Source organism: Streptomyces sp. NPDC037273 (assembly GCF_055603625.1).
On the sequence record NZ_JBVJVO010000013.1, the window covers coordinates 188,838 to 214,895 of the forward strand.

At 73.4% G+C, this 26,058-nt stretch carries 21 protein-coding genes; 7 read left to right on the top strand and 14 right to left on the bottom strand.

What is annotated here, in order from left to right; genetic code table 11:
- Window positions 1-29: 29 nt before the first annotated feature.
- Genes ACZ7G1_RS29445 through ACZ7G1_RS29460 form a run of 4 tightly spaced genes read right to left on the bottom strand, consistent with a single transcriptional unit; the run spans window position 30 to window position 4,289 of the window.
- Entirely contained in the window at window positions 30-1,316 is a 1,287-nt protein-coding gene (locus tag ACZ7G1_RS29445) for a glutamate synthase-related protein (protein ID WP_470871953.1), read from the bottom strand.
- A complete protein-coding gene (locus ACZ7G1_RS29450; RefSeq protein ID WP_470871955.1) occupies window positions 1,313-2,335 on the bottom strand; it encodes an asparagine synthetase A in 1,023 nt (340 codons plus the stop codon). The genes ACZ7G1_RS29445 and ACZ7G1_RS29450 overlap by 4 nt, the downstream gene beginning before the upstream one ends.
- On the bottom strand, window positions 2,332-3,627 hold the full coding sequence (locus ACZ7G1_RS29455; protein ID WP_470871957.1) for a methylaspartate mutase: 1,296 nt from the start codon (window positions 3,625-3,627) through the stop codon (window positions 2,332-2,334). The genes ACZ7G1_RS29450 and ACZ7G1_RS29455 overlap by 4 nt, the downstream gene beginning before the upstream one ends.
- Window positions 3,624-4,289, bottom strand: a complete 666-nt coding sequence (locus ACZ7G1_RS29460) for a cobalamin B12-binding domain-containing protein (protein WP_470871958.1) — start codon at window positions 4,287-4,289, stop codon at window positions 3,624-3,626. The genes ACZ7G1_RS29455 and ACZ7G1_RS29460 overlap by 4 nt, the downstream gene beginning before the upstream one ends.
- 177 nt (window positions 4,290-4,466) lie before the next feature.
- Between ACZ7G1_RS29460 and ACZ7G1_RS29465 the strand changes: the two genes are divergently transcribed.
- Together ACZ7G1_RS29465 and ACZ7G1_RS29470 are read left to right on the top strand one after the other, a co-directional pair.
- Window positions 4,467-4,736, top strand: a complete 270-nt coding sequence (locus tag ACZ7G1_RS29465) for a hypothetical protein (RefSeq protein ID WP_384904127.1) — start codon at window positions 4,467-4,469, stop codon at window positions 4,734-4,736.
- 130 nt (window positions 4,737-4,866) lie between these two features.
- Entirely contained in the window at window positions 4,867-5,079 is a 213-nt protein-coding gene (locus ACZ7G1_RS29470) for an MbtH family protein (protein WP_469759520.1), read from the top strand.
- 78 nt (window positions 5,080-5,157) lie between these two features.
- Here ACZ7G1_RS29470 and ACZ7G1_RS29475 read toward each other — a convergent pair whose 3' ends face one another.
- Window positions 5,158-6,081, bottom strand: coding sequence for an ornithine carbamoyltransferase (locus ACZ7G1_RS29475; protein ID WP_470871961.1), 924 nt, complete (start codon window positions 6,079-6,081; stop codon window positions 5,158-5,160).
- A 106-nt stretch (window positions 6,082-6,187) separates the two neighbouring features.
- The gene (locus tag ACZ7G1_RS29480) at window positions 6,188-7,555 is read right to left on the bottom strand and encodes a helix-turn-helix domain-containing protein (protein WP_470871962.1); all 1,368 of its coding nucleotides are present in this window, start codon (window positions 7,553-7,555) and stop codon (window positions 6,188-6,190) included.
- 196 nt (window positions 7,556-7,751) lie between these two features.
- On the opposite strand from ACZ7G1_RS29480, the gene ACZ7G1_RS29485 reads away from it, so the two are divergent.
- Window positions 7,752-10,802: an AfsR/SARP family transcriptional regulator gene (locus ACZ7G1_RS29485; RefSeq protein ID WP_470871964.1), complete on the top strand. Its 3,051-nt coding sequence runs from the start codon at window positions 7,752-7,754 to the stop codon at window positions 10,800-10,802.
- A gap of 97 nt (window positions 10,803-10,899) precedes the next feature.
- Here the strand turns inward: ACZ7G1_RS29485 and ACZ7G1_RS29490 are convergent, their stop codons facing one another.
- From ACZ7G1_RS29490 to ACZ7G1_RS29500, 3 genes are all read right to left on the bottom strand, one after another.
- The gene (locus ACZ7G1_RS29490; protein WP_470871966.1) at window positions 10,900-11,421 is read right to left on the bottom strand and encodes a hypothetical protein; all 522 of its coding nucleotides are present in this window, start codon (window positions 11,419-11,421) and stop codon (window positions 10,900-10,902) included.
- 173 nt (window positions 11,422-11,594) lie between these two features.
- The gene (locus ACZ7G1_RS29495; RefSeq protein WP_470871967.1) at window positions 11,595-12,026 is read right to left on the bottom strand and encodes a hypothetical protein; all 432 of its coding nucleotides are present in this window, start codon (window positions 12,024-12,026) and stop codon (window positions 11,595-11,597) included.
- Between the two features lie 82 nt (window positions 12,027-12,108).
- On the bottom strand, window positions 12,109-15,708 hold the full coding sequence (locus tag ACZ7G1_RS29500; protein WP_470871969.1) for an AfsR/SARP family transcriptional regulator: 3,600 nt from the start codon (window positions 15,706-15,708) through the stop codon (window positions 12,109-12,111).
- A gap of 142 nt (window positions 15,709-15,850) precedes the next feature.
- Here ACZ7G1_RS29500 and ACZ7G1_RS29505 point away from each other — a divergent pair, with 142 nt between their 5' ends.
- The gene (locus tag ACZ7G1_RS29505) at window positions 15,851-17,011 is read left to right on the top strand and encodes an alkene reductase (protein WP_470871971.1); all 1,161 of its coding nucleotides are present in this window, start codon (window positions 15,851-15,853) and stop codon (window positions 17,009-17,011) included.
- On the opposite strand, the gene ACZ7G1_RS29510 is transcribed toward ACZ7G1_RS29505, so the two are convergent.
- The 5 genes from ACZ7G1_RS29510 to ACZ7G1_RS29530 all read right to left on the bottom strand — a co-directional run bounded on the left by ACZ7G1_RS29510 (window position 17,004) and on the right by ACZ7G1_RS29530 (window position 23,306).
- Window positions 17,004-18,701: a TerD family protein gene (locus tag ACZ7G1_RS29510; protein WP_470872011.1), complete on the bottom strand. Its 1,698-nt coding sequence runs from the start codon at window positions 18,699-18,701 to the stop codon at window positions 17,004-17,006. The two genes, ACZ7G1_RS29505 and ACZ7G1_RS29510, sit on opposite strands and share 8 nt — an antisense overlap.
- Window positions 18,702-19,005: 304 nt before the next feature.
- Window positions 19,006-20,403, bottom strand: a complete 1,398-nt coding sequence (locus ACZ7G1_RS29515) for an APC family permease (RefSeq protein WP_470873893.1) — start codon at window positions 20,401-20,403, stop codon at window positions 19,006-19,008.
- Window positions 20,404-20,798: 395 nt separating this feature from the next.
- Window positions 20,799-21,962 (bottom strand): oxygenase MpaB family protein, encoded by a 1,164-nt coding sequence (locus ACZ7G1_RS29520; RefSeq protein ID WP_470873892.1) that lies wholly within the window; start codon window positions 21,960-21,962, stop codon window positions 20,799-20,801.
- A 20-nt stretch (window positions 21,963-21,982) separates the two neighbouring features.
- On the bottom strand, window positions 21,983-23,035 hold the full coding sequence (locus tag ACZ7G1_RS29525) for a polyprenyl synthetase family protein (RefSeq protein WP_470873891.1): 1,053 nt from the start codon (window positions 23,033-23,035) through the stop codon (window positions 21,983-21,985).
- Window positions 23,028-23,306, bottom strand: a complete 279-nt coding sequence (locus ACZ7G1_RS29530) for a polyprenyl synthetase (protein ID WP_470873889.1) — start codon at window positions 23,304-23,306, stop codon at window positions 23,028-23,030. The genes ACZ7G1_RS29525 and ACZ7G1_RS29530 overlap by 8 nt, the downstream gene beginning before the upstream one ends.
- A gap of 260 nt (window positions 23,307-23,566) precedes the next feature.
- Between ACZ7G1_RS29530 and ACZ7G1_RS29535 the strand changes: the two genes are divergently transcribed.
- From ACZ7G1_RS29535 to ACZ7G1_RS29545, 3 genes are all read left to right on the top strand, one after another.
- The gene (locus tag ACZ7G1_RS29535) at window positions 23,567-24,385 is read left to right on the top strand and encodes a S1 family peptidase (RefSeq protein WP_470873887.1); all 819 of its coding nucleotides are present in this window, start codon (window positions 23,567-23,569) and stop codon (window positions 24,383-24,385) included.
- Between the two features lie 157 nt (window positions 24,386-24,542).
- Window positions 24,543-24,881 (top strand): SCO0607 family lipoprotein, encoded by a 339-nt coding sequence (locus ACZ7G1_RS29540; protein ID WP_470873886.1) that lies wholly within the window; start codon window positions 24,543-24,545, stop codon window positions 24,879-24,881.
- Window positions 24,882-25,069: 188 nt separating this feature from the next.
- A complete protein-coding gene (locus ACZ7G1_RS29545; protein ID WP_470873884.1) occupies window positions 25,070-26,053 on the top strand; it encodes an alpha/beta hydrolase-fold protein in 984 nt (327 codons plus the stop codon).
- Window positions 26,054-26,058 lie beyond the last annotated feature (5 nt).

Here is a 26,058-nt window from a genome sequence, read left to right on the forward strand (position 1 = left end):
GGAATCGCGTGTGTGGTGCTGAGGCGGGGCTAGGCGGCGCCGGGCGCCGGCTGCCACTGGGCGGGGAGGAGGAGGTCCTCCGGGGCCAGGGCGTTCACGTGGTACTTGCCGACCGCGCTGGTCAGCATGCGCAGTTCCAGGGCGAGGGCCTCGACCAGGCGGGTCAGGCCGGCCTCGCGGTCCTCGTCGACGGCGAGGAGCGCGGCGCGGCCGAGGCCGACGGCGCGGGCGCCGAGGGCGAGGGCCTTGACGGCGCGGGTGCCCTCCCACATGCGGCCGCTGGCGAGCAGGCAGTGGTCGGTGCGGCCGATGCGGTGCAGGCAGTCGGCGAGGGGCAGGCCGACGTGGCCGAGGAAGGCGGTGGGGGCCCAGGCGGTGCCGCCTTCGGCGCCGTCGACGGTGACCGAGTCCGCGCCGGCCGCCCAGGCAGTGGCGGCGGCCGAGGCCACGTCACGGCCGGGATGGAGCTTCACCCACACCCGGGCGCGGGGGAAGTTGTTGCGCATCAGCCGGATCTGCTGGCGCAGGATCTCCTCGGTGAAGGTGCCGGGGCTCGCGACCCGCAGGACCTTGTCGGCGCCGGGGCCGTACACCTCGTCGAGGGCGAACTGCTCGGCGACCTGGCCGGCGGTCTCGCGGCCGAGCAGGGTGAGGCCGCCGAGGCCGGGCTTGGCGCCCTGGCCGACCTTCAGCTCGAAGGCGAGGCGGCCGGTGGCGAGGAGGGGCTCGGTGACCGGGTCGCTGTAGACGAGGTTCCACACCTCGGCGTCGGCGTCCTCGGTGGACTGCTGGACGACGACTCCGCCGTGCTCGTCGTCGGCGGCCTCCGCGTAGGCGGCGATCCGGCCGAGGAGCGGCGAGACGCCGTGCTCGCCGGCGCTGCGGTAGCCGTTGACGGGGACGATGTTCTCCCCGATGACCAGCGGGATGCCGAGCGCCCCGGCCTGGCGGCCGGCGGCCTCGCCGAGGTCGCGGCTCGCCACCTGGGTGGATCCGAAGGCCGAGACGTACAGCGGCAGCCTGCTGGTGAACCCGCCGATGACGGTGTCGAGTTCGACGTCCGTGTACAGCGGTTCGCGGGCGAGGTCGATGAGCTTCTTCAGCCGCTCCGGCATGAACACCGGCGGGACGATCCGCGTCCGCTCCAGGACGTCGTCCGGGTCGTGCGGGGCCGGGGCGGCCGCCCGGGCGGGGACGGCGCCGAGCAGTCCGCTGCCGTAGCCGGTCTCCGCGGGGAAGACCGCGCCGGCGCCCCGGCGGGCGCGCAGCCGGACCTGCTCCTCCGGGAAGCCGTCGGCGACGAGTGCGCCGCTCATGCCGACACCACCCCGGGGACCTTCGGGTAGGCGCTGGCCTGCCAGGCGGCCTGGCGGCCGGTGACGTAGCGGGTGAAGCGCTCCAGGCCGATGCCGAAACCGGAGCTGGCGGGGATGCCCCGGCGGGCGAGGTCGAGGTACCAGCCGTACTTGGCGGGGTTCTCGCCGGTCTCCCGCATGCGGGTGACGAGGGTGGCGTAGTCGTGCTCGCGCTCGCTGCCGCTCGCGAGTTCGCCGTAGCCCTCGGGGGCGATGAGGTCGAAGTTCCGCAGGACGCCGGGCTGTTCGGCGTTCTCCTTGTCGTAGAAGCCGCGGGAGCCCTTGGGGTAGTCCGTGATGAAGAAGGGGCGCTCGGCGCGGGCGGAGACGATCTCCTCGCCCTGCCAGTCGATCTCGGCGGCGGGGTCCTGCGGGTGTCCGAGCTCGATGAGTCCGGCGGTGGCCTGGTGGTGTCCGACCCGGCCGAAGGCGCCGGCGACGGCCTCGCGCAGCGAGGCCGTGTCGCGGCCGAGGAGGTCGAGGTCGGCCTGCGCTCCGGCGACGACGTCGGCGACGACATGGCTGACGAGCTGCTCGGCGAGGTCCATCGCGTCCTCGCGGCGGGCGTCGCGGATCTCCACGTCGATCTGGTGGAACTCGGCGAGGTGGCGGTGGGTGACGGCCGTCTCCAGGGGTTCGAGACGGACGTTCGGCGCTATGTAGAAGATCTTGTCGAAGGCGAGCAGCGAGGCCTGCTTGTAGAGGATCGCGCTCGTCATCATCTTGTACTTGTGGCCGTAGAAGTCGACGTCCACCTGCTTGGAGCCGCGGATGCCGGGGTCGGTGACCGGACCGATGATGGGCGGCAGCAGCTCCTGGAAGCCGCGGCCGGTCAGGAAGGCGCGGGTGGCGGCGAGCATCCGGCTCTGCACGCGCAGGGTGGCCCGGGTCAGCGGGTCGGTGAGGTGGGCGTCGGGGGAGGCGGGGAAGGGCAGGAGTGCCTCGTCCACGGCCTCGGCGATGGTGGCGGTCACGGTCATACCTCCTGGAGGAGCGGGGCGGCGGCCCGGGTGCGGTGGGCGCCGTCGTCGGGGTGGTCGTAGCGGCGCTGTACGAAGGTCAGCGCGTCGTGCAGGCCGGTCGCGGTGAGCCGGCGGCCGCGCCGGGCGGCGACCCGCCCGATGGGCATGGCGCCGATGTCCGACCAGGTCAGCCGGCCCGTCGCGTCGATGTGGCTGCGGGCGCGGCCCGCGTTGTCGGGGTGGAGGCAGTAGGGCACGTCGAGGTATCCGCGTTCGAAGGCCTTGAGCAGGGCGGTGCCGAGGTCGTCGTCCAGGTCGAGCACGGCGTCCACGAGGGCCCTGGCCTCCGCGTACACCGGGTTGTCCGCGGTGTCCTCCTCGTCCCGCTCCGCCGTGGCGGCGGCGCGGGCGGCCGCGTCGGCGGCGATGCCGAGGGCGCGGACGTTCTCGGCGACGGTCGGGATGCGGTGCGCCTCGGCCGCCGTCTTGACGATGAGGCGCTGCGCTCCGGCCCGGACCGCGAGCTCGGCGGAGTCCTCCAGGAGGGCGTGGGCGCCGCGGGTGGTCCGCGGGTAGACGCCCATGTAGGTGTAGACGACGACGTGCCAGTCGGTGTCCGGCAGCAGTTCGGCGGCGAGGCGGCGCAGCGCGCGCACCGCCTGCCGGTCCTGCTCGGGGCTGGTCTGCTGGGCGTAGCTGAGCGAGACGGACCGCAGTCCCGCCCGGTGGAAGAACACTCCTTCCAGGGCGCTGATCGCCACGAGCAGTCCGGGCGGGCACAGCTGGCCCAGCATGCAGCCGCCGAAGCTCTCCAGGTGCGGTTCGGCTCCGTCGGCGCGCAGCTCGGCCAGCCGCTCGCAGGTCTCCCGCCAGTTGCGGACGGAGTCGACGAGCGGGGTGCGGCCGTAGGGCAGGCAGTACGAGACCGGGCCTCCTTCGGTCGCGGTGAGGCCGAGCCGGGCGAGCGCGGCGACGATCCGCTGCGGGCGTGCCGAGCCGTGCCTGACCTGCACGGGGAAGCTCGGGTCGGCGAGGCCGTCGAGCACCCAGCGCGAGGTGTCCGGGCTGTAGGAGGTGATGGGGTAGCCGTTGAGCGGCACTCCCCGGCCCAGGGCCCGGACCGCGGACGGCTCGTCGCCGACCCGCGTGTAACTGTCGATGGTGAGCGTGCCGGCGACCGCGTCCGCGGCGCTCTTGGTGGCCCGCAGTCCGGCCCGCATCCGCGCGGGCTCGGAGAAGCCCATCCGGGGCTGGACCACCAGGGCGCCCCTGGCGCGGGCGGCGGCGACGAACCGTCCGAAGGAGGTCACCGTGCCACCCCTTCCAGCGGGGCGGCGGGGACGGCGACCGGTGCCGGCGACCCTGCCTGAGCGGTACGCGGGTGCCGGGCGGCGTCCACGGTCCGGCCGGCGCTCGCGGCGCGGCCGGCGTGCACGGGCCGGCCGCCGCCGTTCGCGGCCAGGGCCGCGATGAACTCCTCGAAGGCGCCGAGGCCCTGGTCCTCCTCGTACACGGCGTCGAAGCCCGCCTCGACGAGGCGGCGGCCGTTGCCGGCCCGGCCCTCGGCGCCGAGGACGCCCAGCTTGCCGCCGATGACGACGGGCAGGCCGGCGAGCTCCCAGCGCGAGCGGATCGTCCGGATCAGCTGCTCGGCGTCCTGGAACCCGTGGCCGTTGACGCTGCTGACCACGAGGAGGTCGGGCCGGTACTTGTCACAGGACTCCACGATCTCGTCCTGGGGGATGCACGGGCCCAGATTGACGACGTGGTGTCCCAGGTCTTCGATCAGCAATTGAATGAACACGAGATTCCAGGTGTGGGCATCGGACGGTAGTCCGGTGACCATCACGTCCAGCGGCCCGGATCGAGCTCGGGACGCCAATTCCGCAGGCTGCATCATCACTTCGTCCACATCGTGGGGTGCCAAGTGGGAGAAGGAGGTCCTGGACCGCTCGGAACTTCCCTTCGGCATCGATCGTAGGAACGCGGTGACCGGCCGACCGGCGCCCGGGGCGGCAGCCGGGCGGCAGTTGCCGCTGCCTGTCGGTTCCCCTTTCCCGGGCCGCCCTACAGTCGAATTCCGCCGCCGTGACACCGGCCTGAGCGGAATACGGGAGCACCCGCCCGAGAAACCCTGAGGAGTGGATCCATGTCCCAGATCGCGCCCACCGCGGAACTCGCCGCGGCCCTGCTCGACGTCATGTCCGAGACCGACCGCCACGAGCCCCTGGGGGAGGCGAAGTTCGCCGTCCTGGAGGCGGCGATGCAGTTGATCGACGCCGACCGCCCGGAGCTGGCCGACCAGCCGCAGCGGCGTACGGAACTGCTGCGCGAGGCGCTCGGCTCGGTGCGCGCCGCCGCGGTCGCCGCGGGCATCGCCGTCACGCGCGCCCACGAGGTCTCCCGCGTCCTGGTGTGACGCGCCCCGGCCGGCGGGCTGCCGCCCAACTGCCGCACGGGCTGCCCGAACCGGCGCGCTCGGCCTCGTAACGTCGAGGCACCGGTGCGGCACCGGATCCCCGAACCCCGGACCCAACAGAGGTGAAGCCATGGCTACCAATCCGTTCGACGACGCCGACGGCCGTTTCGTCGTCCTGGCCAACGACGAGGGCCAGCACTCGCTGTGGCCCGCCCGGATCCGCCGGCCCGAGGGCTGGCAGCTGGTCCGCGAGGAGGGCAGCAAGCAGGAGTGCTCCGAGTACGTGGAGGCCAACTGGGCGGACCTGCGGCCGCGTTCGGTCGTCGCCGCGATGGGCGGCTGACCCGCGGGTCGCACACGCCGGGGCGGCGTCGGTACGGGCTTTCCAGAGCCGTGCCGGCGCCGCCCCGTTTCCGTTTCGTCAGCGCTCGCCGACCACGCACCACTCCAGGACCGCCATCGCCGCGGTCATCTTGTGGTACGCCTGCCGCCAGGCGAGGCTGCGCTCGCCGTCGAGGACCTCGTCGGACACCTCCTGGCCGCGGACGGCCGGCAGGTCGTGCAGGAAGACGGTGTGCGGTCCGCTGTACCGGTCGAAGAACTCCCGGTCGATCGCGAAGCCTTCGAAGGCGTCCAGCCAGTTCGGGTCGGCCTTCGGCACGCCCATGGTCTGCCAGCGGCTCGTGTAGATCGCGTCGACGGGCCCCTCGACGTCGGCCGGGTCGGTGATCCGGCTCACCAGCTGCCGTCCGCCGCCCAGTTCGTGGACGAGGTCCATGGTGTCCTTGGGGACCTCGTACCCCTCGGGCGAGAGCAGCGTGATCCGCAGTCCCGGCGTGAGCGCCCCGGCGAGGGCGAGGGCCGCGCCGGAGCTGTTGCCCTCGCCGACGACGAGGACATGGCGCCCGGCGAGGCCGCCGAAGTGCTCGGTGAGCGTGGCCAGGTCGGCGATCGCCTGGGTGGGGTGCTCGTCCAGGCTGAGGGCGTTGACCACGGCGAGGTCGGGGCTGCCGCCGAGCCGGCGCATCTCCTGCACGTCGCCGTTGGTGCGGACGACGAGCGCGTCGAGGTACTGCCCGAGGACCCGGCTGGTGTCCTCCACCGTCTCGCCGGTGGTGAGCTGGAGCTCGTCGGGCCCGAAGGTGATGACGTCGGCGCCGAGACGGCTGGCCCCGCTCCAGAACGACGTCCGGGTCCGCGTCGACGACTTGCGGAAATAGATCCCGACCTGGCGTCCCGCCAGCGGCTTGTCGTCGACGTTCCCGGTGCCGAACTCGACGGCGCGGGCGACGATTCGGGCGAGCTGCTCGGGCTTCAGGTCGGCGAGCGAGATGAGGTTGCGCATGGCGGACGGGCCTTTCTGCGAGGAAGTGGGGAAGGCGGGAGAAGTCATGGGTGCGGCGGGGCGCGTCGGAGACCCGTACCGCGTCGGGTGGGAGGACCGGCGTGCGTCAGGAGACGAGGGCCCCGTCGTGCACGAGTGCGGCGGCGCGCTCGGAGGCCGGCTGCCTGACCAGGTGGAGCACCCCGAACCGGGGCGCGCCGTCCTCGTCGCCGGGCAGCCGCCGGACGAGTCCGCGGAGCATCAGCGCGTGGACGTCGCGGACGACGCTGGCCGGGGCGACGGACAGTTCGGCGGCGGCCTGGGCGGCGCTCCACCCGTCGGCGAGCAGGCACAGGTTGCCGAGCAGGGCGGCCGGTCCTTCGTCGAGTCGGTCGACCGCCGAGCCGATGAGGGCGGCGAGTCCGTCGCCGCTCGGATCGCCGGCCGTCACGTCGTCGACGACGTCGAGCGGGGAGGTGCGGGCGATGCCGAGGAGTTCCGCGGGCGAGCGCAGCAGCAGCCAGGAGGCGGCCGCCTCCATCGCCCGTGGCACGCCGTCGAGGACCCGGCTGAGCTCGGCGACCGTACGGACGAGGGAGTCGCCGGGGAGCAGGTCGGGCCGCATGTGCGCCACGTACGACAGCATCAGTTCGACGGCCGGCTGCCCGGCGGTGAGGGACGCGCCGCGTGGCGGGACCGTGCCGTCGGTGCCCTCGGGGGCGGGTACGGGGAGCGGGCCCAGCGGCAGCAGGCGGTTGCCGGGGGTGCGGTGCGGCTCGCGGGTGGTGATCAGGACCTTGAGCCGGTCGCAGGAGTGGAGCAGTTCGAGGAGCGGGGCCGTGACGTGCGGGGTGCCGTCGTGGCCGTCGAGGACGAGGAGGGTGGCGCGGCCGCCGATCACGGAGGCGAGTTCGTCCAGGCCGCGGCCGCCGAGGGCCACCGAGCGGGCCCAGCCGGCGAGTGCGGACCGGGGGCTGCGGGCGGCGGCCTGCGCGGCGGCCGGGGCCGCGGTCTCGTTCATGTCGACCCAGACGACGGGCAGCCGGTCACGGCTGTGCAGCGCGAGCGCGGCTTCCTGGGCCAGCCGGGTCTTGCCGACTCCGGCCAGGCCCACGACGCTCAGCAGGCGCTCGTGTTCGGCGGCGAGGAGTCCGGTCAGGGACCGGAGTTCCTCGGTGCGGCCGATCAGCCGGCGGAGCGGCCGGGGCGGCGGCGCGAGTTCGGCACCGTACGTCTCGCGCATCACGGTGCCGGCCTCGGCGCCCTCGACAGCCAGCTCAAGGGCGGCGCGGCGGGCGTCGCTCAGCCGCATGGCGCCGGCGAGCAGCCGGAGCGTCTCGCGGCGGGGGTGCCGTACACGTCCCTGCTCCAGGTCCCTGATGGCCCGCACGCTGACCGTCGACAGGCCCGCCAACTGTTCCTGGGTGATGCCGGCCCACTGACGTGCGGCCCGCAGCTGTGCGGCGAGCCCGTCCGGCGCTGCCTGCTCGGTCATGACCAGTCTCCTTGGGTTCCGTGGGGGGGTCCTCGGTTGCGAGGGCCGCGAAGGAGTCGGCCTCGTGACTCGTACTGTGAGGGCGGTGCTTACCGTTCCCGTACCGCCTCGTTCCCGAGCGTCACGGGAACGGGCTAGGATCCGCATTCACCGGCGCAGTGGCTGGGACAAGTGACCTGGGGGGGTGCTTACGGCAATGACCGCTGCCGTGGCGCGATCGCTGCGTTTCAATGTGCTGGGCCCCCTTGAGGGGTGGGCGGACGGTACCCGGCTGCGGCTGGGGGGACTGATCCAGGAACGGGTGCTCGGCACGCTGCTCCTCGAACCCGGACGCGTCCTGACGGTCGGCCGTCTCGTGGCCTCCGCCTGGGCGGAGGACCCGCCGGCCACCGCCTCCCACCAGGTCCGCAAGGCCGTCGCCGACCTCCGCAGACGCATCCCCGCCGGCAGCGAGGTCATCGTCACCGACGGCCCCGGCTACCGGGTGGTCCTCGGCGCCGAACAGCTCGATCTGACAGAGTTCGCGACGCTCGTGCGGGCGGCGAAGGAAGCACCGGCCGAGGGGCGGGCCATCGACGCGGTGGAGGCCCTGCGCCGGGCGCTCGGCCTGTGGCGCGGCCCGATCCTGGCGGGGGCGGGCGGCCCGGTGATCGAGGCCGCTGCCACCGCCTTCGAGGAACGCAGACTCGCCGCCGCGGAACAGCTCTTCGAACTGCGCCTCGGCCTCGGCGAGACCGCCGAACTCGTCGTCGACTTAAGGGACCTGGTGCAGGAACACCCCCTGCACGAGTCGCTCCGCGCCCAGCTGATGCTCGCCCTGTACCGCTCGGGCAGACAGGCCGAGGCCCTCGAGGAGTACAGCCGGGTCCGCGAACTCCTGGTGGAGGAGCTCGGCGTCGACCCGGGACCTCGCCTGACCAAGGTGTACGAGGGAATCCTGCGGGACAGTCCCGAACTCGCCGTCCCCGTTCCCCCGGCGGCCCCGGCCGTCGCCCCCCTCGCCCCGTCCGTCACCCCGGCCGAGGCCCCGTCCACCCTTCCGTACGACCTGGCCGACTTCACCGGCCGCGAGGACGAGCTCCAGGAGCTCCTCGACTCGGCGGGCCGCTCCTCCGCGCGCCACTCCCGCATCGTCGCCCTCGACGGCATGGGCGGCAGCGGAAAGACCTCCCTCGCCGTGCACGCGGCGCACACCCTGGCCGGCGAGTTCCCCGACGGCCGGCTCTACATCGACCTGCGCGGCTACACCCCCGGCGAGCAGCCGGTCACGGCGAGCGGCGCGCTCGACACCCTGCTCCGCGCCCTGGGCGTCCCGGGCGCCCGCATCCCGGAGGACCTCGCCGGCCGTACGTCCCTGTGGCGGTCGACCATCGCGGGCAAGCGACTGCTCCTCCTCCTCGACAACGCCGCCGACGCCGACGGCGTACGCCCCCTGCTCCCCACCTCCCCCGGCTGCCTGGTGCTCGTCACCAGCCGGGCGCGCCTCGTCGACCTCGACTCGGCGCAGTGGATCTCCATCGACGTGATGTCACCGCCGGAGTGCGCGGCGCTGATCGCCGAGACCCTGGGCGAGCAGCGGTACGCGGCGGAGCCCGAGGCCGCGGCCGAACTGGCCCGGCTCTGCGGCCACCTGCCGCTCGCCCTGCGGATCGCCACCGCCCGGCTGCGCAACCGGCCGCGCTGGACGCTGCGCTATCTGGCCGACCGGCTGCGCGACGAGACGCGCAGGCTCGACGAGCTGAGCTCGGGCCAGCGAAGCGTCGCCGCCACCCTCCGCCTGTCGTACCAGTCGCTGCCGCAGGACTGCCGGACCGCGTTCCGCAGCCTGGCGCTGCACCCCGGCGGCGACCTCGACGTGCACGCGGCCGCCTCGCTGCTCGACACGGACCCGACCGAGGCCGAGGACATCCTCGAACTCCTCCTGGACGTCCACCTGTTGCAGCAGCCCGAGATCGGCCTCTACACCTTCCACGACCTGGTACGCAGCTTCGCCCAGAGCCTCAGGTCCACGGCGACGGCGGACGACGACTCCGCCTCCGCCCGCCGGATGCTGGACTACTACCTGGCCGCCACGGAATCGGCCTGCCGCGTGATGTTCCCCGGCCGGCGCCGCATCCCCACCGAGGTGCCCGAGGTGGAGGACACCGACGCGTGGGCCTCGCGACTGCCCTGGTTCGGGGACAGCGGACAGGCCGAGCAGTGGTTCGCGCGGGAACAGGGCTCGATCCTGGGCGCCGTCGGACTCGCCGACCGGCTCGGCCACGACCGTCACACCGTGTTCCTCACCCGCAACCTCGCCTTCCAGCTCAGCGCCCGCGGCCAGCTCGAGGAGTTCCGCTCGATGGGCCTGCTGGCCGTCGCCGCCGCGCGCCGGCTAGGCGAACTCCCGCTGCTCGGCGTCAGCCTGTCCAATCTCGGCGTCGCCTGCTGGAAGCTCGGCCGCTTCGCCGAGGGCATCGAGGTCGCCACCGAAGGCCGCGACGTCGCCGAACGACTCGGCGACGTCCAGACCCTCGCCCACAGCGAGAGCGCCCTCGGCCAGCTCAACAGCCTCCTCGGCCGCTTCCCCCAGGCGCTCTCCCACCTGGAGAAGTCCATCGCCCACCAGCGCGAACTGGGCGCCAGCCGCGCCGAGGCGGAGAGCCTCACCCTCCTCAGCACCCTGTACGAGCAGTGGGGCCGCCACGAGGAGGCCGCATCCGCCGCCCGCCGCGCCATCACCCTCTGCGACGAACTCGGCCAGCACGCCAGCAAGTTGGTCGCCCTCACCGACCTCGCCTTCGCCCACGCCTGCCTCGGCGACGACGACGAGGCCGACTCCTGCCTCGCCCGCGCGCGCGAGCTCTGCAGCGAGAACAGCGACCCCGGCCAGGTGGCCCTCGCCCTCGCCCTCCTCGCCGAGGTCGCGCAACGGCTCGGCCGTGACGAGCAGGCCACCCACTACGCGGCCCGCGCCATCGAAACCATTGGGCCAAACGTTTCTCTACTGCGCCGAGCCAAGGTCGAAAACACCGTCGGCCGTTATTTGTACAAGCGCAAGGAGTACGCGGCCGCCCTCGACCTCCACGAGCGCGCCCACGAAGTGGCCGACTCCCTCGACTTCCGCATCGAGATCGCCTACGCCCTCTCCGGCATGGCCCACGCCCAGGCCGCCCTCGGCCTCACCGACGCGGCCTCCCGCAACGAACGCTCCGCCGAAGACCTCTTCGACCAGATGGGCGTCCCCGCCGACCGCCGCCGCACCTGACGCTCCGCACACACCGGTGCCCCGCACCGGGTCTCTTCCGAGACCCGATGCGGGGCACCGTGGCTTGCGGGGGGGGAAGCCGGTCGTCCGTGGGGGATCAGGCGGCGAGGACGGTGACACCGGTCTTGCCGATGACGGTCGGACCCTGGTCGTCCGTCGCCCCGGCCTGGACAACCCCACCCTTACCGATGACGGTCGGGCCCTGGTCATCCGTGGCCCCGGCCTGAACGACTCCGTCCTTACCGATGATCGTCGGACCCTGGTCATCCGTGGCCCCGGCCTGGACGACCCCACCCTTACCGATGATCGTCGGACCCTGGTCGTCGGTGACCCCAGCCTGAACCACGCCACCCTTGCCGATGACGGTCGGGCCCTGGTCATCCGTGGCCCCGGCCTGAACGACCCCACCCTTACCGATGATCGTCGGACCCTGGTCATCCGTGGCGCCGGCCTGGACCACGCCGCCCTTGCCGATGACGGTCGGGCCCTGGTCGTCGGCCACGGTCTGGACGGCGGTCGGCTGGATCAGGGAGAGTCCCGCTTCGGCCGTGGCTCCCAGGCCGAGGGCCAGAGCGGCAGCGGCGACGATCCCGACGATCCCAGTCGACTTGCGTCCCATGACCTATCCCCTTTGCGTGGTTTTCGTGGTTCCTGCTTCCCGACACCACGTACCTTCCGGGGACGCGTTCCCGGACCGTTCCCGAGCCGATACCGCCCGGCGGGACGGCACGGGAACGCGAAAGGGAACGCCAGGTCAGCCCACGTGCAGCGGGCTACCGGGGCACACCTCGATCACTCCGTGACGGACTCCTGTTCCCGGGCGAAGACGGTCGCTCCGCTGCCGAGCCGACAACTGCTGACCCGTGGGCCCTTCTTGGTGAGGACCACGGTGGTACTGACGCGCCCGGAGCCGACGTCCGCGAGGTCGAGCAGCGCGCGTACGGTGGCGCGCATGGCGGCGATGTCGGCCTCGTCCGGACCGGCCCGGTCGGGCGGGGACTGGGCGGGGCCGCGCCGGGCTCTGATGTCGACGACCGTGTGCATGCTGTTGTCGCTCACGGTCTCGACCACGAACTCGGGCCCGTCCCAGGGCTCTTCCACGTCCGCGGGGACGGCCGTCCGCTCGGGCAGGTCGGCGTCGACCGACCGCTCGATCGCGGACAGCTCCTGAAGGATGTGGCGTAGCCCCTCGGCCACGTCGATCCGGTCCGGGGGATGCTTCATCGGAGACTCCTCATGCAGAGAACTACTCCGTCAGGGTCGGACCCTCCGATCCCGTTTCCCTCCCGCTCGGGTCCCGCCCGGTTCAGACCCCCGCCGCCCGCTCCACCGCCTCCGCCAGGGACAAGGTGGCGCCCTCGCCGAAGGACTGCTCGTACGAGGAGTCCCCGAGGCCCGCACGGGCGGCCGCCGCGACGCGGTCCACATCGCCCCGCTCGGCCTGGGGCAGCGGCCCTCCCGCGCTGCGGCGTGCCGCGTCCGCGGCGCCGAGGAGCAGTGCGGCCCGCGTGAAGCCCGGGGCGGTGCCGGTGGCGGCGGCGGCGCCCGCGATCCCTTCGAAGGAGAGAGCGAGGGCGCGGGGCTCTGCCAGTTCCCGGGCGAAGGCGAGGCCCCGCACCTGGTAGTCGGCGGCCCGCTCGGCCTGGCCCCGGAGTTCGGCGGTGAAGCCGAGCTCCACGTGGATCAGGTGCTTTCCGGCCGTCGACGAGGGGTACGAGTCCAGCATCGTCCGCAGATGGTGCTCGGCGGCGTCGAGGTCACCCGACCTGCGCGCACCGAGCGCGAGCCCCATCAGCGCGAACACCTCGCCGAACATGTGGCCTTGCTCGGCCGCCGCGCGCCGCGCCCGCTCGTGCAGCACACGGGCCCGTTCCCATTCCCCGTCCAGGAGCGCGAGCCGGCCGAGGCCCGCGAGGCGCGCGGAGGCCTCGACGGGCAGCCCCAGGCCTTCGGCGAGCCGGAGCCCGTCGGTCTGCCGGGCGGTGGCGGCCGCGTAGTCCCCCTCGACCTCGGCGAGCGCGGCGAGAACGGGAACGGCCTGCAACTCACCCCAGCCGTCACCCAGTTCCCTGAACGCCTCGACCGCGCCGATCCCCTCCTCCCGCGCGGTCCGCAGCTCTCCGGCGAGGAACTCCGTGTGCGCGCGCAGAGCCCGGCTCGCGGCGATCCCCCACGAATCGGCCGCCGCCGCGAACCGTTCGAGGGCACGGGCGTTGACGTCCCGCGCGCCCACCGGATCCCCCGCGTGATACCTGCTGTACGCGAAGAGCCAGAGCGCCCGGCCACGCCGTACGGGATCGACGATGCCGGCCTCGGGACAGTCCGTCTCGGGCGCGCGTCCCCCGGTCATCATCACGAACGCCCCGTAGAGCACCCGCAGTTCCGCGGGGCCTCCGTCGGGGTGCGCGTCCAGAACGGCGGCGAGGGTACGGCGCGCCTCGTGGAGGCGCCCGCGCAACAGCCACCAGTGGCACAGCGCGGCGGCCAGTCGCTCGGCGCTGAGCAGGTCACCCGTGCGCAGGGCGTGGTCCAGGGCCGCGCGCGTGTTGGCGGACTCGGCGTCCAGACCGGCCAGCCCGGAGCGCTGCCCGGCGCCCCGCAGACGAGGCTCCGCGCGCTCGGCGAGGTCGCGGTAGTACCCGACGTGGCGAGCCGCCGCGCTCTCCCACTCCCGGGCCTCGTGGAGCCGCTCGCGGGCATAGACGGCGACCGATTCGAGGAGCCGGTAGCGCGGCCCTGCGGCCGACCCGACCGTCATCACCAGGGAACGGTCGACCAGACGCCCCACCACGTCGAGCACGTCCTCCCGAGCGACGCCCTCGCCCGCGCACACCGTCTCCGCCGCCTCCAGCGCACAGCTTCCGGCCGGAACCGCCAGCCTCCGCAACACGGCCCGCTCCTCCTCGTCGAGCAGGTCCCAACTCCAGTCGATCACCGCCCGCAGCGTCTGCTGCCGCGCCGGCAGCCCCCGCCGCCCCGACGCGAGAAGCCGGAACCTGTCCCCGAGCCGCGCCGCCAACTCCCGTACCCCCACCGCCCGTACGCGCGTGGCGGCAAGCTCCAGGGCGAGGGGAAGGCCATCGAGACGACGGCAGATCTCCGCGATGGCGTCGCGGTCACTCCCACCTCCGCCCTCCTCCCCCTGTTCGGCGTCCGGCGTGAACCCTGGCGCCGCCGCCATGGCCCGCTCGACGAAAAGCCGGGCAGCATCCTCGGGTTCGAGCGGATCGACCGCGAACACCACCTCCCCGGGCAGCCGCAGGGACTCGCGACTCGTGGCCAGGACGCGCAGCCCCGGCGCGCCGTGCAACAGCGATCCCACCAACTCGGCAGCCGCATCGATCACATGCTCACAGTTGTCCAGCACGAGCAGTGCCTCACGCCCCCTGAGCGCCGCCCGCAGCGCCTCGACCGGCCCGGCCGCACCTCGCCCCGGCGACACCGAGTCCCGGACCCCGAGCGCAACGGCCACCGCCTGGACGAGCTCGGCGGTCCCGGCCGTCCCCGCGGGCAGCCCCCCGAGCTCCACCAGCCACACCCCATCAGGCGTCCCACCGACCTGATCCCGCACGAGCCGTTCCGCGACGGCCAAGGCCAGCCGCGTCTTCCCCACCCCTCCGGGCCCCGTCAGCGTGACCAGCCTCTCGACCCCGACCAGCCTGACGACCTCCCCCAGCTCAGCCTCCCGGCCGACCAGCCCGGTCGCGGGCACGGGCAGGTTCTGGCGCGGCAAGCCGTACGGGGCCGGGGCGTGCGGGTCGGGCGCGTGCGGGTCCGGCGCGTGCGGGTCCGGGGCGTACGGACGGGCCGCCTGCCGACCGGCCACCTGCAGATCGGTGGCGTACGGACCGGCCGCCTGCCGACCGGCCGCCCGCAGATCGGTGGCGTACGGACCGGCCACCTGCCGGCTGGCCGCCTGCGGGGGCGGGCTGGGCGAAGCCTCGGCCGCAACCGGGTCCGGGGCCGGGGTCGGAACCAGGCCGGGGGCCGGGGCCAGGCCCGGGACCAGGCCGGGGGCCGAGGCCAGGCCCGGGATCAGGCTGGGGCCCGGGGCCAGGCCCGGGGCCGTGGCAGGGGCCAGGCCCGGGGCCAGGGCCGGGGCCGTGGCAGGGGCCAGGGCCGGGGCCGGATCCGGATCCGGGGTCACGGGGTTCAGCCCCGTGTCGTGCCGCAGGATCGCCTCGTACAGCGTGGCCAGTTCGGGGCTGGGGTCGAGGCCGAGTTCGTCGGCGAGGAGGGTGCGGAGTTCGGTGTACGCGGCGACGGCCTCGCTCTGCCGCCCGGCGGCGTAGAGGGCCCGCATCAGCACGGCGCGCGGACGTTCGCGCAAGGGGTGGTCGGCGACGAGCGCGGCGATCTCGCCGAGGAGCGTGGGGTCGCCGAACTCAAGGCGCGCCTCGGCCCGTTCCTCGACGACGGCGAGGCGTTCCTCGGTCAGGCGCCGCGCGGCCGGGCGTACGAACTCCTCGTCGGCGAAGTCGGCGTAGGCGGGGCCGCGCCACAGGTCGAGGGCGTCCTTGAACAGGGCGGCCCTGGTGTGCGGTTCGGCTTCGAGGCGGGCGCGGGCGGCGAGGGCGCGGAAGCGGTCGGCGTCGACCTCGGCGGAGGTGTCGCCGTCGGCGTCGCCGTCGTGGTCGAGGCGCAGGCGGTAGCCGGCCGGCTGGTGGGTGACGCGGTCGCGGCCGATGGCACGGCGGAGCTGGGAGACCTTGGCCTGGAGTGCGTTGGCGGGGTTGCCGGGGACGGCGTCGCCCCAGATGTCGTGGACGAGGCGGTCGACGGAGACCGGGTGGCCCTCGTGGGCGAGGAGGTCGGCGAGGAGCGCGCGCACCTTCGTCTCGGGAACCCGTACCGGCGCGCCGTCCGCGTCCCACACCGCCACCGGACCGAGCACCCCGAACCTCATGGCAGGAACCCTACACAACCATGATCATCAGGCTCCGGGCCGGGACCGTCAGCGGACCGTCAGCGATCCCGAAGCGGCCTGCGCGACATTCGTTCCATCGGGGCACACGGCCCCGAAGGAAAAGGAACGAGGAAGCACGGCCATGAGCCTCACCACGACCGCCACCGCCATCGCCACCGCCACCCCCGCGACCACGACGAACACGCTCGACCCGAAGGACACGGACTCCCCGCTGTTCCAGCCCGCCCGCCTCGGCGACTTGCGGTTGAAGAACCGGCTGGTGATGGCGCCCATGACGCGGAACCGGGCGAGCGCGACGGGCGTGCCGGAGCCGATCATGGCCACGTACTACGCGCAGCGCGCTTCGGCGGGGCTGATCATCGCCGAGGCGGCGACGCCGAACGCGGTGGGTGCCACGTACCCCAACATCCCGGCGATCTACGACGACACGCACGTGGCCGGCTGGCGGCAGGTCACCGAGGCGGTGCGGGAGGCCGGTGGGCAGATGTTCCTGCAGTTGCAGCACGGTGGGCGGGTCGGGCACCCGGAGACCACCGGGCACCACCCGGTGGCGCCGTCGCCGGTGCCGCTCCCCGACACGATCTTCACTCCCTCCGGGCATCAGGAGGCCGTCGTGCCCGAGGAGATGGCGGAGGATCAGATTGCTGAAACGGTGGCGGACTTCGCCGCCGCCGCACGCCGGGCGGTGGACGCCGGGTTCGCGGGGGTCGAGGTGCACTCCGCCAACGGCTATCTGCTGCACCAGTTCCTGTCGAGCGCCACCAACCGGCGCACCGACGGTTACGGCGGCTCGGTCGCGCACCGCATCCGTTTCACGGTGGAGGTGGTCCGCGCGGTCTCCGAGGCGATCGGCGCCGAGCGGGTGGGCGTGCGCATCGCCCCCGGCGTCACCGCCAACGGCATGTCGGAGGACGACGTCGACGCCGTCTACCCGGCCCTCCTCGACGCCCTGCGCGACCTGGACCTCGCCTATCTGCACGTCGTCTTCGCCGACCCCGACCGGCCGCTCTTCCACACCCTCCGCGCCGCCTGGCCGGGCACGCTCATCGCGAACCCTGCCCTGCCCTGGCCCGGCCCCCTGCCGGTCGACGGTGGACGGAGCGCGGCGGAGCGACTCCTCGCGGCCGGCGCCGACCTGGTCTCCCTCGGCCGTTCCTTCCTCGCCAACCCCGACCTGGTCACCCGGATGCGCCTCGGCGCGCCCCTCAACCCGATCCGCGACGCCCACCTCATGTACGTGGGCGGCGAGACGGGCTACACCGACTACCCGACCCTCACCTGAAGCGGCCCTGCCGGGTCGGCGGCTGTACGCGCTTCAGATGGGCCCGCCACGGGCCGTCCGCCATCTCGAACTGCACCACGAGCGGCCCCTCGGGCAGCGGAACGGTCTCGCGGCGCTTGCCGATCTCGTTCACCACGTTGTCGTCGTCGGGCAGGGCGGTGTGGTCGTCGTGCCCGTACAGCTCGAAGACGTTGACGATCAGGTTCTCGTCACCCCGGTAGTGGATGGCGAGGTCGGCGACACCGCCCGTGTGCAGCAGCACCTCCGGCCCCCGGAAGTCCGCCTCCTGCTCGGTCAGCCGCCGGGCCGACGCCAGCGGCGACACCTCCACCCGCCACGGCCCCTCCGCCTCCAGTTTCAGCCGCAGCGTCCCGTTCTTCGGCACCTGCGCGAGCACCCGGCCCTTGAAGTCCTCCTCGGTGCTGCTGACCAGGGAGTCCGTCTCCTTGTTGCGCCGGTTCAGGACCGCGAGCCCCGTGTACCCGTCGCCCTCCACATCCAGCTGGACCACCACCGGCCCCTGCGGCAGCCCCTCGACCGTGATCACGTCATTGTCCCGACCCGTCTCCGTATACGGCTCGAACACCGGCCCGTACGACCACCACCCCGCCCCCGCGGCGGGCGTCACCGGCATCCCGGGAGCCCCCGCCCCGGGCACCCCCGGAGGCGCGAAGCCCGGACCCGCCGGGGTCCCGAACGGCGGCGGCGCACCCACCCCCGGAGCCTGCGGGGCCCCGAAGCCCTTCGTCACCGGCGCCCCGAAACCGGGCGCGGGCACCGGAACGGGCGGGGTCGCGAAGTGCGGCGCGGGCGCCGGAGCGGGGGGCGGCCCGGGTACCGGAGCCGGTGCGGGTGCGGGGGCCGGCGCGGGCGCCGGAGCCGGTGCGGGGGCCGGCGCGGGCGCGGGCGGAGGCGCGAAGTGGGGCGCGGGAGCAGGCGGAGGCGCGGGAGCAGGCGGAGGCGCGGGAGCAGGCGGAGGCGCGGGAGCAGGCGGAGGCGCGAACTGCGGCGCAGGAGCCGGACCAGGCGCAGGAGCCGGACCAGGCGCAGGAGCCGGACCAGGCGCAGGAGCCGGCGGAGGCGCGAAGTGCGGCGCGGGCGCCGGAGCCGGGGGCGGCCCGGGTGCCGGCGCGGGGGCCGCCGCGGGAGCGGGCGGAGGCGCGGGCACGGCCGACCCCGGGCCCGGCGCTCGCGACGTGTCGTGCTCGTCGGCCACGTCCACCCCGTGGTCCGTGGCCAGGCCGGCGAGGCCGTTGGCGTAGCCCTGGCCCACGGCGCGGAATTTCCAGCCGCCGGCGCGGCGGTAGAGCTCGGCGATGACCATGGCGGTCTCGTCGGCGGCGTCGGTGACGTCGTAGCGGGTGACGGAGGTGCCGTCGGGGGCGAAGGCCTCGACGGCGAGGCCGGTGGTGTGGCGGAGGGGGGTGCCGTCGGTGGAGCCGATGACGAGGAGGCGGGTGATGCGGTCCTCGACGGTCGGGAGGGCGATGTCGAGCCAGGAGGTGCCGCCGCCGGCGGCGGTGAGGCGGACGGAGCCGGAGGGGTGGAGGGGGGCGCCGTGGAAGACGACGTCGGGGTCGCCCCGGACCACCCCGTTCTCGGTGAGCAGCAGCGCCATCGCGTCGACGCCGCCGTGTACGGCGATCCTCAGTGGCACGGTCGGCACGTAGCCGTTGCCGCCCTTGGTCATCTCCCCCACGGCGTACCGTTCCTTCCCCTCGTGTCCCCGCACCGGTCGTGCACGGAACGATCTTGCAGGGGCGGGCGCCCGGCGGACAAGCCCCGGGGGGGGGGGGGGGGGGGGGGGGGGGGGGGGGGGCGGGGGGGGGAGGGGGGGGGGGGGGGGGGGGGGGGGCTCGTTCTTGTGTTTTGTTNNNNGGACGTCCCCCCCCCCCCCCCCCCCCCCCCCCCCCCCCCCCCCCCCCCCCCCCCCCGTCCCCCCCCCCCCCCCCCCCCCCCCCCCCCCCCCCGGGGAACGCGTCGTCGTGAGGGGATCAGGCCTGCTCGTCCTCGGGGATGCTGACGAGCCAGCGGGTGTCCTTGCGGGGCCGCAGGTACAGGGCCCAGTAGAGGGTGGCGACGGCGGTGATGCCGCCGGTCCAGAGCAGGTACTCGGTGTCCTGCATCCAGAGGACGTAGGCGAGGACGCCGATGAGCAGTACGGGGACGGCGGGCCACAGCGGCATGCGCCAGGCGGCCACCTCGCGGTGGGTGCCGCGGCGGCTGAAGAGGGCGGCGACGGCGACGAGGAGGTACATGCCGGTGACGGAGACGCCGGTGACGCCGTAGAGGGTGTCGAGGTTGACGAAGCAGAGGGCGGCGCCGGGGACGCCGACGAGCAGGGTGGCGACCCAGGGGGAGCCGAAGCGGCCGAGCCGGGAGAGGGCGTTGTTGACGGGCTCGGGCCAGGCCTTGTCGCGGGCGGAGGCGAAGAGGACGCGGGAGTTCTGGATGACCATGACGATGCCCGCGTTGATGATGGCCAGGGCGACGCAGAGGCTGATGAAGGTGCCGACGGCGGAGTTGGACCAGGCGGCGATCATGGCGCTGATGTCACCGCCGGTGAGGGTCTCCAGGTCGGCGGCGCCGAGGGTGATGGCGACGACGGGCACCAGGATGACGACGGTGGAGATGGCGAGGGTGGCGAGCACGGTGCGGGCCACGCTCTTGCGCGGGTTCTCCAGCTCCTCGGAGAGGTAGACGGCCGTCGAGAAGCCCTGGGTGATGAAGAGGGCGATGGCGAGGCCGGAGACCACCATGGCGCCGGTGACGAGCGAGTGCGTGCCGCCTTCGCCGGCGACCTGGCCGTGGACGAGCGCGCCGACGCCGCGCTCGGAGTGGGAGAAGCCGAGGACGGCGACGATGCCGGCCGCGACGACCTCGAGTACGAGGAAGATGCCGGTGATCCAGGCGTTGGCCCGCAGGTCGAGCAGGCCCGCGAGGGTCGCGAGCAGCATGACGCCGGCGCCGGCGAGCGGGGCCGGTATGTGGACCAGGGGCGCCAGGTAGTCGGCGGTGCCCATGGCGATCACCGGGGGCACGATCATCACCACGAGCAGCGAGAGGACGAACACCAGCCAGCCGGCGAGGCGGCCCGCGAGGGTGGAGACGATGGCGTACTCGCCGCCCGCGCTCGGGATGAGGGTGCCGAGCTCCGAGTAGCAGAACGCCACGCCGATACAGAGCAGCGAGCCGATCGCGATGGTGAGCGCGGCGTAGGTGCCGACCCCGTCGAACAGGTCCGGTACGACCACGAACAAGGTGGAGGCGGGCGTCACGCACGACAGCGTGAGCAAGGTGCCGCCCACGACACCGATGGAACGCTTGAGCTTCTGCGGCACGGGGCCGGTCTGCGGGGCCAACGCGTGCGGCGCGCTGAGGGTGTCGGTCATCAGACGGTTCCGATCGGTGAGCAAGGTGTTTCCGTGCGGGAGCGGTATCGCCTCCGAGGCGGCCGGTGATCAGGTTGGGTCCGTGGCTCCCGAGCTGAATGGAAGCCTGGGCAGAACCGCAGGTCAATGGCCCACCTGCTGCGGAATCCGTTGTTCCGATACGCCTCTCCGGACGCCGGGGGCATCAAGAACGCGTCAAGACGGCGAAAACGCTCCGTGCGGGAACCGCAGCTCACCCCCACGGACTTTTCCCGCGCTTTACCGCCGGTCCGGCCCTCGGACACCCCACCGAAGGCCGTGACGCCGGGCTAATGCCGGGTAGGTGCCCGCTCGCCCTGTGCCCGCTCGCCCTGTGTCCGTGCGACCGCCACCGCGCGACTATCACCGCGTGACCGTCACGGCGTGACCGTCACGGCCGGTGGCGTCCAGCGTCGTGTGCGCGGTGGACCGGACGGGACCCCGTAGTCCTTTCGCAGGTCCTCGGGGATGGCGTAGTGCATGACGCGGCCGCGGGTGAGGGAGGAGAGTTCGAGGACGGTGGTCAGGTGGCCGAGGCGGTCAAGGGCCCAGGCGCCGAGCGGGGAGCGGTCCTCGATGGTCTCCAGGACGCCGAGGAGGTGGGGGACGGCCTTGACGAGGGTGTCCCAGCGGGTGCGGGGCACGTCGAGCCAGTCGGCGCAGGTGTCGCCGACGAGGTAGCGGATGAGGGCGGAGACGACCGGGTCGAAGAGGGTGCCGGGCACCACTTCCTCGTACAGGTCGATGAGTTGGCGGGTGAGGTGGGCGCCCTCGGGGGACGGGCCCATGTGGCGGATCATGTAGAGGTCGAGGAACCGCCGTGCCTCGTCGAGGGTTTTGGGGACGGCCTCCTGGTCGACGCCGAGCATGGCGCCGACGACGCGCCAGGCGTAGTAGTAGGCCTCGGCTCCTTCCGTCGACATGTGGATGCCGAGGCGGTGCAGGCTGTCGAGGACGAGCATGGAGAAGAACATCTGCCCGCCGATCATGTCCTCCTGACAGATCGGCACGCCGAGGGAGGCGGTGTCCCAGCGGTCCTCGCGCTTGAGGTGGTGGCGGATGGAGGCGTGGAGCAGCCGGACCTTCTGGGCGGCGGGGATGAAGCGGCTGCCGGCCTCGAAGGCGTCGGGCTGCATCAGGTAGACGGTGAACTGGCCGGTCTCCGCCATGCGTTTCGACGGGTACTTGAGGCCGTGTGTCGCCGAGAGGAGTCGCGCGACGTGCGGGACGACGTAGCAGGCGGGCATGGAGGCGAAGGAGAGGGCGGTGGAGATGTGGACGTTGTTGTCGATGAAGAACAGCCGGGCCTTCTCCATCTCTCCCCAGTCCACCCAGGACGGCGGGGTGCTGGTGGCGTCCAGGTAGGCGCGGGCCACGTCGGGCAGGCCGTCCGGGAGCGGGGCGCCCGCGGTGGAGACGTACCGCATGAGGGTGTTGAACGTGCCCACCTCGCCGCGTTCGAAGAGGGTGGCGACGGTGGCGTCGGCGAGGGCGTCGCCGGTCTGCCGGAGGGCGTCCATCGACGCCTCGGTGTGGGTCATGGGGGGCTCCTTGTTCTCCGTCAGTACCGGCGGACCGCGGCCGAGTGGGCCAGGGCGGTGAGCGCGGTGGCGGGGGCCGGGGGCAGGTTCAGTTCGTCCAGCGCGCTCAGGGCCTCGTCGACCCGCGCGGCGATCATGGTTTCGACGCGCTCGGGTGCCTTGAGCCGCCGCATCACCTCGCGTACGGCCTCCGGCGCGTCTCCGTCCTGGTCGGGGTCGGCGAGGAGGGCGCGCAGCCGGTCGCGGTCCTCGTCGTGGGCGAGCCGCCAGGTCTCGGCGAGGAGGGTGGTCGGGCGGCGGCCGCGTACGTCGTCGGCGCCCGCCTTGCCGGTGGTCTCCTCGTCGCCGAACAGGCCGAGGAGGTCGTCCCTCAGCTGGAAGGCCTCGCCGAGGGGCAGTCCGTACGCGGTGTAGCCCTCGCGCAGGCGCCGTCCGGCGCCGGCCAGGGCGCCGCCGATCAGGAGCGGCTGTTCGACGGTGTACTTGGCGGTCTTGTAGCGGATGACCTTCAGCGAGGCGTCGGTGTCGGGGGCGGCGCCGGTGTGCAGGATCTCCAGGCACTCGCCCGCGATCAGGTCGCGGGCGAGCGCGGCCCAGAGCGGTCGGGCGCGGCCGAGGTAGGCGGCGGGCAGGCCGCTGGTGACGAACAGTTGCCCGGCGAGCGACATGAGGAGGTCGCCGACGAGCATCGCGAGGGACCGCGCGCCAGAGGAGACCCGGGGGTGGTGGGCCACGGCGCCGCGCAGGGCCCGGTGGGCGGTGGGTCTGCCGTGGCGCAGGGGGCTGTCGTCGATGAGGTCGTCGTGGACGACGGCGGCGGCGTGGACGAGTTCCATGGAGGCCGCGGCGCGCAGCAGCGCTTCGCTGTCGGGCTGGCCGGCGGCTCGCCAGCCCCAGTAGCAGAACGCCGCCCGCAGCCGTTTACCGTCCGCGACGGCCGCTTCCAGCTGCTCGGCCACCGGCGCCAACGCCGGGTCCACCGCGAGGAGTTCGTCGGCCTCATCGGCCGCGTACCGCCGCAGTACCTCGTCGACGCGCGCCTTGAAGGCGGCCGCCTCCCATCGCTCAGCCACCGGCGCCGGCCCGTCGGGCGAGGGCCTGCCGGGCGAGGAGCTCCAGGTGGGCGGGCGGCGGGGACGCGTACTTGTCGAGGACGAGGCGTCCGCGCGCCTCCAGGTCCCGTTCGGCGTCGGTGGCCAGGTCGGCGGCGTCCGAGCGTCTGAGGAGGCCCCGTACGATCCCGATCCCCGAGCCCACCGCGCTCACCGCCAGGTCCGCGAGACCCGCCGCCACCAGCACCGCACGCTCGTCCAGGCCCTCGCGGGATCCCGTTTCTCGCGTCACACCACTCCCCAACCCGCAGTTTCGGCATCAGTCGCCGCCAGCCTGGGGCCGGGCCGTCGGCGGGGGTGGCGGAACTCACCAACGAGTGATCAACTCGCTGGCATGTACGAGTCACCAGGGCTCGCGTGGACCTCTTCGGGAACCCGGACCTCACGGTCAACTCGTGACGCCCTCTTGCCGGTTGGGGCGGGTTCCTTCTAAGAATGCTCATGACAACCGAAGGATTTTCGGTTGCACGGTCCTCAGAGGGGAACCCCCACATGAACAAGCCTCTCGCCGGCGCCCTGCTCACCCTGCTCCTCGCAGGCGCGACGGCCACCCCCGCCGCGGCGCAACAGACCGCCGTGACGGTCGACTTCGCGGGCACGGTCGCGCTCAGCAACTGCTCCGGCTCACTCGTCCGCGCCCCCGGCTCGCTGCCGAGCGACCCCGCGCTCGTCCTCTCCAACGGCCACTGCCTGGAGACCGGCTTCCCGGCCGCGGGCGAGGTCATCAAGGACCAGCGGTCCAGCCGCTCGTTCACCCTGCTCAACTCGGCCGGCACCAAGGCCGCCACGCTGCGGGCCAGCAAGATCGCGTACGCCACCATGACCGACACGGACATGTCGGTCTACCAGGTGACCAAGACCTACGCGCAGATCCAGAGCCAGTACGGCATCAGCGCCCTCACCCTCGACGACGCCCACCCGGTGCAGGGCTCGTCGATCAAGGTGGTCTCCGGCTACTGGAAGCGGATCTACAGCTGCAACGTCGACGGCTTCGCCTACCGCCTCAAGGAAGGCGACTGGACCTGGAAGGACTCGCTCCGCTACACCTCGGCCTGCAACACCATCGGCGGCACCTCCGGCTCCCCCGTGATCGACACGACCACCGGCAAGGTCGTCGCCGTCAACAACACGGGCAACGAGAGCGGCGAGAGCTGCACGGTCAACAACCCCTGCGAGGTCGACCAGAACGGCACCGTGACCGTCCGCCAGGGCATCAACTACGCCCAGCAGACCTACACGCTCGTCCCCTGCATCGGCCCCGGCAACGTCATCGACCTCAACCGCGCCGGCTGCGCCCTGCCCAAGCCGTGACACCCCCGGCCCCATCGGTCGCCGCCGCCACGGCGCCCGGTGGGGCCACCCCACGCCGGCACCTGGCACGACTCACCGACGGGTGAGTACGCGTACTCATCACGCGGCCCTCGCCCGTGACGAGACTGGGGGGACCGACGAGAAAGGTCCCCGATCCATGCCGCACACCCGACGCCCCCGACCGTCCCGCCCCACGGCCGGCGCGACGTCCGCCCGCCCCGCCCTCCCCGGCCTCGCCGCCGGCGTCCTAGCCGCCGCCCTCCTCCTCACGGCGACGGGCTGCGCGGGCCAGGAGCGGGTCTGCGGCTCCGGCCACTACCCGGTCAAGGCGGTCGGCAACCCCGACGGCCAGGACTGCGTCGCCGACGGCCAGGAACCCACGGAGGGCTGGGTCCGCTACCCGGCCGGCAAGGTCCCCGAGTACGTCGGCGACGAGTGGGACCACTACTGGGGCTCGATCGTCGTCGACGCCGAAGGCCGCCCGGTCGACGGCTGACGCCTGACCGCTGACGGCTGACGGCTGACGCCTGACCGCTGACCGCTGACGGCCTCCGCACAGCGAGCTCCTAGCCCACCCTCCCCCGCCTGTCAGTCCGCAATCTTCCGGAGTCTCCCGGACCCCTCCGCGTTGCTACGTTCCAGGCCTGCCGGACGATCCGTCACGCACGCGACCTGGAGGCCACGTTGAGCGCGCAGCACCCCACTCGCAGGAACATCCTCAAGTCCGCCGGAGGCCTGACGGCCGCGATGGCCCTGGGCGCCGGTGGCGTCCTGGGCTCCGCGGCCCCGGCCTCCGCCGCCGGCGACGGCTTCGGCCTGCGGATCGTGGACCGCAACGAGGCCGACGCGCGCATGTGGTACTACCGCTTCCAGACGAGCGCGATCGGCTGGAACCCCGGGGTCAACGTGCTGCTGCCGGACGACTACCACTGGAGCGGCCGCACCTACCCGGTGCTCTACCTGCTCCACGGCGGCAAGCAGGACTTCATCACCTTCGACCGCGAGGGCGTCCGCGACTGGACCGCCGGGAAGCCGATCATCGTCGTCATGCCCGACGGCGGCCAGACGGGCTGGTACTCCAACCCGGTGAGCTCCAACGTCGGCCCCCGGAACTGGGAGCACTTCCACATCAACCAGCTGCTCCCGTGGGTCGAGGCGAACTTCCGCACCTACGCCGAGTACGACGGCCGCGCCGTGTCCGGCTTCTCCATGGGCGGCTTCGGCGCGCTGAAGTACGCCGCCAAGTACTGGGGCCACTTCGCCTCGGTCAGCTCGCACTCCGGGCCGGCGAGCCTGCGCCGGGACGGCGGCGCGGTCGTCCACTGGGCCAACGCCAGCTCGGCCGCCGTCGACCTGGGCGGCGGCACGGTCTACGGCGCCCCGTTCTGGGACGAGGCCCGGGTCACCGCCGACAACCCGGTGCAGCGGATCGAGAGCTACCGCAACAAGCGCGTGTTCCTGGTGGCCGGCACCAGCCCCGACCCGGTCAACTGGTTCGACACGTTCAACGAGACGCAGGTCCTCGCGGGCCAGCGGGAGTTCCGCTCCCTGCTCGGCAACGCCGGCATCGGGCACGAGTGGTACGAGGAGCCCGGCGGTCACTTCATCCGCCACGACCTGATGCGCCGCGACATCGACGGCATCATCGACCGGCTCCGCAAGGCGTGAGCAGA